Source organism: Streptomyces sp. a15 (assembly GCF_059026085.1).
The window spans coordinates 42,531-51,925 of the sequence record NZ_JBWLKM010000062.1; the positions used below are offsets into that span (position 1 = coordinate 42,531).

Annotated in this window: 12 protein-coding genes; 5 read left to right on the top strand and 7 right to left on the bottom strand. The window is 70.7% G+C overall.

What is annotated here, in order from left to right:
* Window positions 1-133: 133 nt before the first annotated feature.
* The 5 genes from AC5P09_RS38505 to AC5P09_RS38525 all read right to left on the bottom strand — a co-directional run bounded on the left by AC5P09_RS38505 (window position 134) and on the right by AC5P09_RS38525 (window position 5,458).
* Complete coding sequence (locus AC5P09_RS38505) at window positions 134-1,639, bottom strand: bifunctional glycosyltransferase family 2/GtrA family protein (RefSeq protein ID WP_493878339.1); 1,506 nt, start codon at window positions 1,637-1,639, stop codon at window positions 134-136.
* 14 nt (window positions 1,640-1,653) lie between these two features.
* Window positions 1,654-3,261 (bottom strand): sensor histidine kinase, encoded by a 1,608-nt coding sequence (locus AC5P09_RS38510; RefSeq protein ID WP_493878340.1) that lies wholly within the window; start codon window positions 3,259-3,261, stop codon window positions 1,654-1,656.
* Window positions 3,258-3,998 carry a response regulator transcription factor gene (locus AC5P09_RS38515; RefSeq protein WP_493878341.1) on the bottom strand — a complete coding sequence of 247 codons (741 nt, stop codon included), beginning with the start codon at window positions 3,996-3,998 and terminating at the stop codon, window positions 3,258-3,260. The genes AC5P09_RS38510 and AC5P09_RS38515 overlap by 4 nt, the downstream gene beginning before the upstream one ends.
* Before the next feature lie 133 nt (window positions 3,999-4,131).
* Window positions 4,132-5,010: a DUF2797 domain-containing protein gene (locus tag AC5P09_RS38520; RefSeq protein ID WP_493878342.1), complete on the bottom strand. Its 879-nt coding sequence runs from the start codon at window positions 5,008-5,010 to the stop codon at window positions 4,132-4,134.
* A gap of 64 nt (window positions 5,011-5,074) precedes the next feature.
* Window positions 5,075-5,458: an HGxxPAAW family protein gene (locus tag AC5P09_RS38525; protein WP_493878343.1), complete on the bottom strand. Its 384-nt coding sequence runs from the start codon at window positions 5,456-5,458 to the stop codon at window positions 5,075-5,077.
* Window positions 5,459-5,582: 124 nt separating this feature from the next.
* Between AC5P09_RS38525 and AC5P09_RS38530 the strand changes: the two genes are divergently transcribed.
* The 3 genes from AC5P09_RS38530 to AC5P09_RS38540 all read left to right on the top strand — a co-directional run bounded on the left by AC5P09_RS38530 (window position 5,583) and on the right by AC5P09_RS38540 (window position 7,727).
* Window positions 5,583-6,152 carry a MarR family winged helix-turn-helix transcriptional regulator gene (locus tag AC5P09_RS38530; RefSeq protein ID WP_493878344.1) on the top strand — a complete coding sequence of 190 codons (570 nt, stop codon included), beginning with the start codon at window positions 5,583-5,585 and terminating at the stop codon, window positions 6,150-6,152.
* Between the two features lie 255 nt (window positions 6,153-6,407).
* Complete coding sequence (locus AC5P09_RS38535) at window positions 6,408-6,929, top strand: GtrA family protein (RefSeq protein ID WP_493878345.1); 522 nt, start codon at window positions 6,408-6,410, stop codon at window positions 6,927-6,929.
* Window positions 6,930-7,007: 78 nt separating this feature from the next.
* The gene (locus tag AC5P09_RS38540) at window positions 7,008-7,727 is read left to right on the top strand and encodes a hypothetical protein (RefSeq protein WP_493878346.1); all 720 of its coding nucleotides are present in this window, start codon (window positions 7,008-7,010) and stop codon (window positions 7,725-7,727) included.
* A 60-nt stretch (window positions 7,728-7,787) separates the two neighbouring features.
* On the opposite strand, the gene AC5P09_RS38545 is transcribed toward AC5P09_RS38540, so the two are convergent.
* Complete coding sequence (locus AC5P09_RS38545) at window positions 7,788-8,144, bottom strand: SCO4225 family membrane protein (RefSeq protein WP_493878347.1); 357 nt, start codon at window positions 8,142-8,144, stop codon at window positions 7,788-7,790.
* Between the two features lie 94 nt (window positions 8,145-8,238).
* Complete coding sequence (locus AC5P09_RS38550) at window positions 8,239-8,499, bottom strand: GntR family transcriptional regulator (RefSeq protein ID WP_493878348.1); 261 nt, start codon at window positions 8,497-8,499, stop codon at window positions 8,239-8,241.
* Window positions 8,500-8,664: 165 nt separating this feature from the next.
* On the opposite strand from AC5P09_RS38550, the gene AC5P09_RS38555 reads away from it, so the two are divergent.
* Together AC5P09_RS38555 and AC5P09_RS38560 are read left to right on the top strand one after the other, a co-directional pair.
* Complete coding sequence (locus tag AC5P09_RS38555; protein WP_493878349.1) at window positions 8,665-8,967, top strand: hypothetical protein; 303 nt, start codon at window positions 8,665-8,667, stop codon at window positions 8,965-8,967.
* Window positions 8,967-9,266 carry a hypothetical protein gene (locus AC5P09_RS38560; protein WP_493878350.1) on the top strand — a complete coding sequence of 100 codons (300 nt, stop codon included), beginning with the start codon at window positions 8,967-8,969 and terminating at the stop codon, window positions 9,264-9,266. The genes AC5P09_RS38555 and AC5P09_RS38560 overlap by 1 nt, the downstream gene beginning before the upstream one ends.
* The last annotated feature ends 129 nt before the right edge of the window (window positions 9,267-9,395 follow it).

Consider the following 9,395-nt stretch of genomic DNA (forward strand, 5'->3'; position numbering starts at 1 on the left):
GCCGTATCGGTACCGGCCGTATCGGTACCGGCCGTATCGGTACCGGCCGTATCGGTACCGGCCGTATCGGTACCGGCTGTTGGCGGTCCCCAGGCGGAGGGACCCTCCTGCGTCGGATGGTCGGTGTGGGTGGTCATCGGGTGTCCCTCGGGTCGGTGTCGGTCGGGCGCACCGGCTGCAGATGCATGGTCGCGTCCCCCCTGGTGCGGTCCGCGGCTTCACCGGCGCGGAACTGGGTGCTGTCGTACGGCGATTGCGGCGCCGTGGCGTACTGGGGCGTGTGCGCCGGCGCCTGCGCCGTCGGGCGCTGGGGCAGCGGCGGGTGCGGCTGCTGGTGGGCTTCGGGTGCCGTGAAGTAGGTCGGCGAGGACGGCGTGTGCGAGGCCACGACCGTCGACTCGCGCTTGTCCGGGAACACCCACGCCCGGAAGAGCAGGAAGCGCAGGACCGTCGCGGCCAGGTTGGCGGCGATGAGGACCGCGAGTTCGGTGGAGTGCGCGGGGTCGGAGGACGCCGCGTCCAGGGCGGCGAGGGAGCCGCTGGTCAGGGCGAGGCCGATACCGAAGACGACCAGGCCCTGCGCCTGGTGCCGGACGGCGCCGGCGCTGCCCCGCACCCCGAAGGTCAGGCGCCGGTTGGCCGCCGTGTTCGCGACCGCCGAGACCAGCAGCGCGAGCGCGTTGGCGATCTGCGAACCGGAGAACTGGCGGAAGCCGCTGTAGAGCAGCAGGTAGAAGAGCGTCGAGAGACCGCCGACGACACAGAAACCGACCAGCTGGCGGGCCAGGCCCCTCGGGACGTCCTTGATGTCGCGGTCGCGCGGATCGTCGCCGAACGGCCGGGTGATCCGGTCCAGCGGCAGCGAACCGGTGGCCAGGGCCTTGCCCACGCGCCACACCCCCTTGAGGTCGTCCGTCGCCGTCTTCACGATGTGGACCGTCGAGTCCGGGTCGTCGACCCAGTCGACGGGAACCTCGTGGATCCGCAGCCCTGCCCGTTCGGCGAGCACGAGCATCTCGGTGTCGAAGAACCAGCCACTGTCCTCCACCAGGGGCAGCAGCACCTGGGCGACATCGCGGCGGATCGCCTTGAAGCCGCACTGCGCGTCGGAGAAGCGGGCCTGGAGGGAGCCGCGCAGGATGAGGTTGTAGGAGCGGCTGATGAACTCCCGCTTGGCACCGCGCACCACCCGCGAGCTACGCGCCAGCCGGGAGCCGATCGCGAGGTCCGAGTGGCCGGAGATCAGGGGTGCCACCAGCGGCAGCAGCGCGTTGAGGTCGGTGGACAGGTCCACGTCCATATAGGCGAGGACCGGGGCGTCCGAGGAGGACCAGACGGTCCGCAGCGCCCGGCCGCGGCCCTTCTGTTCCAGCCGGAAGGCCCGCACCTGAGGGATCTCCGCCGCCAGCCGCGCGGACACCTGCGGGGTGGTGTCCGTCGACGCGTTGTCCGCGATGGTGATGCGGAACGCGTACGGGAACGTGCGCTTGAGGTGCTCGTGCAGTCTCAGCACACACGGCTGGAGGTCCTTCTCCTCGTTGTAGACGGGGATCACTACGTCCAGGACAGGCGTACCGGCATCTCCGGCCGGGAGGTGCTCCCGCGCCGGCAGGGTGCCGGGAGAAGAGTCGGTTCGCATGACAACGACTCTGGTCAGGCCCCCTGTTGCACCCATATGGCAGCGCTGTGCTGTGCCTGTGAGTGCGATTGCCAGTTCGTTTCGGGAGCCGGACGGGGCGTCACCGGGCCCAGCGCGGGCAGGTGCACGGTGAAGACCGTGCGCCCGGGAACGCTGTCCACGGTCACCGCGCCGTCGTGCGCGGCCGCGACGGCCTGCACGATCGCCAGGCCCAGTCCGGTGGACCCGGAGGCACGGGAGCGCGAGGAGTCGCCGCGCGCGAACCGTTCGAAGACCCGCGGGAGCAGCTCGGCCGGGATGCCCTGCCCGTCGTCCTCCACGTCCACGCACAGCCACGGCCCGCGCCGCTGCACGCGCGCGGTGACGGTCGTACCGGGTGGGGTGTGCTTGCTGGCATTGGCGAGCAGGTTGACGAGCACCTGCTGCAAGCGCGCCGCGTCCGCCGACACGAGCGCCGGTTCGTCGGGCAGGTCGAGCCGCCAGGTGTGGTCCGGCCCGGCCGCACGGGCGTCGCTGATGGTGTCCACGACGAGCGGTACGAGGTCCGTCTGCTCGAACTGGAGCGGCCGCCCGGCGTCGAGGCGCGCGAGCAGCAGCAGGTCCTCGACGAGGAACGTCATCCGGCCGGCCTCGGACTCGATCCGCCCGAGGGCGTGCCGGGTGTCCGGCCCGACCTCTTCCCTGCCGCGTCTGGTGAGCTCGGCGTACCCCCGGATGGAGGCCAGGGGTGTCCTGAGCTCATGGCTGGCGTCCGCCACGAACTGCCGTACCCGCATCTCGCTCTGCTGCCGCGCGTGCAGGGCCCCGTGGACGTGGTTCAGCATCCGGTTCAGCGCCGCGCCGACCTGCCCGACCTCGGTGTGCGGGTCGGTCTCCGACTCGGGGACCCGCTCACTGAGGTTCACCTCTCCGGTGTGGAGCGGGAGTTCGGAGACCCGGGTGGCGGTGGCGGCGACCTTGCGGAGGGGGCGGGTGGCGACACCGACGAGGACGTAGCCGGCGATGCCGGCGGCTACGAGGCCGGCGGCGGTGACGCTCAGCTCGACGAGGATCAGGGTGTTGATGGTGCTGTCGGTGTCGGCGGTGGGGATGGCGACGTAGTAGGCGCCGTTGGGGCCGACCTCGTACTTGACGCGGTAGTCGCCGAGCCCGGGGATCTCCACCGTGTGTGCGCTGTTGTCCTTGGGGACGGAGTCGAGCGCGTTCAGCTGGGCCGCGGTGAGCTTGACCGCGTCGGTCTCGTAGTCGTCGGCGCTCTTCTTGCCGACCCTGCCCTCGGTGACGGAGCGGTTCACGACCTGCGCCGCGACGGTGCCCCTCGGTTGCGGGCCATTCTCGACGAGCTGGTCGAGGGTCTTCCTGGGCGGCGGGCCGGCGTCCGGGGTTTTGCCGTCCTTGGCGCCGGGGGGCTCGAAGTTGCCCGACGCCCGCGCCGCGACCTCGCTCACCTGCCCGTCCAGCTGCTCGTACAGATGCGACCGCAGCGCCAGCGTCGTCACGGTGCCGATCACCGCGCAGACCACGGCGATCAGCACCACCGAGGCGACGACGAGCCGGCTCCGCAGGGTGCGCGGCTTGCCCGCTCGCTTCTTCTGCGCTCGCGGCCGTCGTCGCCCGCTCATGACGCCGCGGGCTTGATCAGATAACCGGCCCCACGCCGGGTGTGGATCATCGGTTCGCGACCGGCGTCGATCTTCCGCCGCAGGTAGGAGATGTACAGCTCGACCACATTGGCCTGGCCGCCGAAGTCGTACGACCACACCCGGTCGAGGATCTGCGCCTTGCTCAGCACCCGGCGCGGGTTGCGCATGAGGAAGCGCAGCAGCTCGAACTCGGTCGCGGTGAGGTGGATGCCCTCGCCGGCCCGGTACACCTCGTGGCTGTCCTCGTCGAGGGTGAGGTCACCGACGACCAGCACGGAGTCGGACCGCCGGTCGGCCGCACCGGACCGCCGGATGAGCCCCCGCAGCCGCGCCACGACCTCTTCGAGGCTGAACGGCTTGGTGACGTAGTCGTCGCCACCGGCGGTGAGCCCTGCGATACGGTCCTCGACCGCGTCCTTCGCGGTCAGGAAGAGAACCGGCACCTCGGGCAGCTCACGCCGCAGCCGCCCCAGCACGGTCAGCCCGTCCATGTCGGGAAGCATCATGTCCAGGACGACGGCGTCGGGCCGGAACTCACGGGCGGTCTGGATCGCGCCCGTGCCGTCACCGGCACTCCGGATCTGCCATCCCTCATAGCGAAGGGCCATGGACAGCAGCTCGGTGATCGACAGCTCGTCGTCCACCACAAGCACTCGGACGGGGCTCCCGTCCGGCCTCAGCAGTTCGGTGCGCCCCTGGGGCGAGGTCGTGGTCATGCTGGACACGATGTCGGGGGCCTCTGAGAGCACCCTTTCGGGAACCTGTGATTTTCCTGAGAAACACACAGGAGGCTCTCAGGGAACGCCTGGGCGACCCACCGCCCCACCGACCCACCAACCCACCGAAGCATCAGAACAGCCCGGACTGCACGCCCGGCGGCGCCGCCTTGAACTGCCGCACCGGCACGGTGACTTCCTCGCTCCCGGTGGGCACCAGCTCCCACCCCGTCATCAACCGCGTGTCGAGTACGACCGTGTCCCCACCCCCGGTCACCAGATGCAGGTCGGGTCCGGCAGCCGCCACCAACCGCCCGCTGACCGCACCGCCCGCGACGAGCTCGCCCACCGCCCCGACCGCGGCCGGCAGATCCGCGAGCCCGAACACCCGGACGTGATCGACCGGTTGGAGGGGCGCCGGGGTGAGCGACTCCGGCCACCCGCCGAGCGCCACGGCCCGCGCGTGCAACTCCGTGATCTCGGCGGCCCGCTCGGCCTCCGTCCCCGGCAACGCGGCCCGTACGGCGCGCTTGTCGGCGTAGGGAATCCGGTCGGGCACCCCGAGCGCGGCGCGCAGCAGTTCCTCGGTGCGGCGCGCGGCCATGAGCGGCCCGACGCCCAGCCAGCTGAAGCAGACAGCACCCTGCTCAAGCAGCCGCGCCGAGCCCCGCTCTTCGGCGGTGATCCCGACCTTGAGCATGCCGGGCCCGAACCAGGCCAGGTATACGCGGTACGGCCGCGGATCGTCCGCGATGGTGTCGGCGGCCACGGAGTGCGCCCGGTCCAACCGCGCACACTCCTCGCACCGCGCCCCCGTACTCCGCCCCGGCACGGCCGCCCGCACCGGACACGCATGCCCCCGCGCTCCCACACATGTCCGCACGCCCCCCTCCGCGACCCCGAAGGCCACCCGCTTCCCCCAGGTCAGCGCGCTGCGCCGACCCCCGTCCCACACCAGCACAGGACCGCCCGCCGACCAGCGCAGCCCCGCGCACTTCCATGCCTGTGCCATCTCTGCCGAGAGTAGAGGGCGGCACTGACAATCACGGTGGGGAGCGATCACGGTGGGGAGCGGCTCAGCCGCCGGGGCCGGCAGTGGCCGGCGCGGGCTCCCCGACCACAGGAACCGGCACATCCTCGACGGCCGTACGCCGCACCCCCCGCCCACGCCCCGCCATCCGGCACCCGACACACCCGGGATGCCCGCCACGCGCCGACAGGTCCCGCACCCGCATCCCCCACTCCGCCCTGGGCCGCCGCCCCGGCGGCTTGCCCCAACCGGTGAGGTGCAGGGCCCAGGTAACGAGGAGGCTCACCACCACGATCGCGAGTCCGCCGGCCAGGAGCGGGACCGACACCAGGCACACGCCCACCCCCAGGACCGTGGTCCCGACGGTCGCGATGCCGAAGCCGGTCCACCCTGCGACCGTGTGCCCCTCGTCATACTGATGTGCGCTCACGTACCCGCCTCCCCAGAGCCAAGATGTCGAGACGCCGAGCTACCCGGAACCACAAGGTCTCTCACGCTCTAAGAAATTTACTACATAAATCTCTCACGCACTAAGGGAATCAGGAAGTACCCGGATGCAAGCCAAGCCGCGCCCCGCCGCCACTCCGGCCCAGGCGCTGTCGGCGATGGACTCCCTCGTCGCCGCCCACCTGCTCGGCCAGCAGGAGATGGCCCAGCGGCTGGGCCTGAACGTCACCGACCTCCTCTGTTTCGCCTGCGTCCTCAAGGCCGGCGAGGACCTGCTCACGGCCGGCGACCTCGCGGAGCACGCCCACGTCACCACGGGCGCGGTGACCGGCATCCTCAACCGCCTGGTCCGCGCCGGCTTCGTCACCCGCGTCCCCGACCCGACCGACCGCCGCCGCGTCCGCGTCGCCGCCGTCCCGTCCGCGGTCGCCCGCGTCCACGCCCTCTACGAGCCCTACTACGCCCGCCTCAACGCCCTCTTCGCCGACTACTCCGCAGACGAGATCGCCGTACTCACCGACTGGTTCACCCGCACGACGACTCTCGCGCACGGCTATATCGAGGAGTTGCGGGTGCAGGACGCGGGCGGCGCGGAGGAGGACAAGGGCGAGACCGAGGGCGGGGGCGAGGGCGAGGGCGAGGGCGAGGGCGGGGGCAACCGGGGTCGCCACTCCTGAAGCACCCGGCGGCTACTACGGCTTCTGTACTGACGACCCGATCCCGGTCCCGGTCCCGGTCCCGGCCCCGCCCCCGGCCCCGATTTCGATCCCGACCCCCGGGCGGCCACCCCGTCATGGTGGAGCCAGCCCCACCTTCGGTTCGGTAGGGCACACCATCGTTCCGGGCGGCCCGCGACGGCATCGTTGACCTCGGTCGATCCAAGTGATCGGCCAGGCCAGAGAGTTCGAGCCCGCCGCCCGGAAGGAAACGTCATGGAGTCGCCGTCGCCGTTCTCCACCGCGAAGCCGCAGGCGGCGCCGGGCCCCCTCTCCTCCTTCGCCCGCTTCGTGGTGTGCGGCGGCGGCATCGGAGTCCTCTCCAGCTTCGCCGTTCCCCTGGTGGCCCTGACGATGCCCTGGGCTGTGGCCAACGCGGTGATCACCGTCGCCTCCACCCTCCTCTGCACCGAGCTGCACGCCCTGTTCACCTTCGGCACGGGCCGGCGCCCCGGTTGGCGCCAGCACCTGCAGTCGGCCGGCTCGGCGACCGCCGCGTACGTCGTGACCAGCGCCGCGGTACTGCTCCTGCACGCGATGCAGTCCTCGCCGAGCATGCTCTGGCAGCAGGCGGTCTACCTCTCGGCGTCCGGCCTCGCCGGCATCGCCCGCTTCCTGGTCCTGCGCCTGTTCGTCTTCGCGGGCGGCGGGAGTCGCACGGACCGAACAACGGCGCCGAAGCGAGCCACGAGTGACTGGAATCCTCCGTTTGTGAGGACTGAGGCTTTTGCCGGATGACGGATCATTGGCCAGATAGCGTGCCCATGCCACTGTTCACGCGAAAGTGCACCATGTGCACGAGGGGGATTCCTTCACATGCGGAATACGCGGAAGGCACGCAGCACGCGGAACGTACGGACCAAGCGAAGAGCACTCTCGCGACTGACCATCGCGCTGCTCGCCGCAACCGGCCTCGCCCTGTCCGGCCCGGGCACCGCCCAAGCCAGCACCACGACCGACATCCCGGCACCCACCGCCGACGGCGTCTCGGCCACGGTGAAGTTCTACGACACGGTCGTCCCGCAGCCCTACAACCCCGACCCCACCGCCTACTTCGGCGACCGCAAGTGCCTGAACACCTACCACGACTACAACGCGACGCCCGGCTGCGGCGGCTTCAAGCTGGGCGTCACCCTCCACAACGTCCGCAACCAGCCGGGCTACCTCGCGGACCTCGGCAGCACCGACTACTGGTTCAAGGCGTACGCCGACACCGCCCGCACCTTCGGCTGCCTGCGCCCCGACGGCACGTTCGACCACGGCACCAGCTTCGTGGTCCGCACCCAGCAACAGGAGTTGCTGCGGACCTACTACTACGCCGAGGCCAACTGGGTCCTCTACGAACACCGTCAGTACCCCACCCGCGACGCCGGCCCGCACTTCTACATGAACTTCCCCGCGGAGACCGTCGACTGCCCCGAGGGCATGACCCCGACCCAGTACGGGCTCAAGGTCACCAACGTCAAGATCACGATCGCCGACGACAACGTCTTCGGCCACTCGACGTGGAGCGCGGCGGGGCCGTACTACGGATAGCCCGTACTACGGATAGAGCGCATCAAGTCGGCGGGATCGATCTCTCCGCGCCAAACCCTCTCAGCCGCCGTGCGGACGCGGAACCCGTCGCCGCTGCCGCCCGCGCAGGGAGTCCAGGACCGCCCCGAGGGCGAGCGACTGGGCCAACGCGGAGACGACGATCCCGCCGACGAAGAACCACGCGGGGGCCTCGCCACCGAACACCGCCTCACCGAGGCCCGCGACGACCCCGAACACGGGGAAGGTGAACAACGCGGGCCACACCCAGATCATCGAGGCGTCCGGACTCTCCCCGAACAGCGGCTGGACCGCGGCGACCACCATAGAGGCCGCGACCAGCCCGAGGTAGACCGCCGAAGCGGGGTTGGCGAACATCAGGCGGACGAGCCTGCGTGAGCGTGCAGAGCGAGCGTTCATCGGTTTCTCCCCCGGTGGTCGTCGTATGCGTCCATGGTGGATCGACCGGGCGTACGAGTCGTGAGTACCCGTACTCAGCTCTGCGACTCAGCTTTCAGCCTTCGGCGGGCGGAGTTACGGGCCGCCGCTCAGCGACGAAGGACCCGAGTCCCACCTCAGCTCGGACGAGCCCCTCCGATTTGAGGTGGGCCAGCGCCTTCTGCGCGGTGGAGGCCGCGATGCCGAACTCCGCGGACAACTCGACGACGGACGGCACCCGAGCACCCACCGGGTACTCGCCGGATGCGATGCGGTCGGCGATGGCAGCGGCGACCTGTCGCCAGACGGGCCGGGTGCGGTCAAGGTCGGGACTCATGCGGTGGACGCTAAAACTCTGCGGTAGACCGCGCGACCGCAGTAGACTTCGGTAGACCGCGACTAGAACGCGACTCCGCGGCCGAAGAAGAGCCATGGAAACCCCCGCGACGGGTGGAGCCGTCCGGGGGCGTGGCCACCAGCTACAACTACCGGAGCTGATGACATGACCGACCTTATCCACCGCCTCGTCACGTGGGTGGCCCTGCTGCTGAAGCCACGCAGCTCACCGCCCCCGCCCCCTCAGCCCACGCTCGCCGCCCGCCCCGTACGACCGGCCGCCGCACCCCTCCCCGCTCCCCGGAGCCCGTACGGCCTCGACACCCCCCTCGACGCCACCGCGACCCGCTCCGTACGCCCGTACCTCACCGCCCACGAACAACGTCAGCGCCGGCGCGAACTCGTCCTGGCGAGCCTGGGGCAGGACATGCCGGGCCCGTACTGGATCCACGGGTTGGAGGTCGCCTGATGGAACAGCAGCCGCAGCCGCCGTGTGAACCCCGCCTCCTCCCTTGGACCGGCGCGGAAGGCAAACCCTGCTACCTGCTCACCGATGACCACCGCGCCGGCCCCATCTCCCGCCTGGCCGACGCCACGGAGTCGATCCAACTCGGCATGGGCACCGAACTCCTCGCCCACGCCCATGACTTGCTCCCGAACACCCCACCCGGCGAACTCCGCTACCTGGCGGAACGCCTGACAGAGGCCCTCCGGGACGCCCTCCGCGTAGCAGAAAGCCGAGGAAGACGCTTGAGCCACCTGAACTGACGACGGACGCCAAACCCCCAGCCGCCCCGGGGGAAGAGCAGACCCCCGGGGTTTGACTTGCACCTCGGGCTGAAGCCCGAGGATTCTGGCCTTCCGTTCCGTTGCCGTGCCGCTACGCGGCACGGGCTT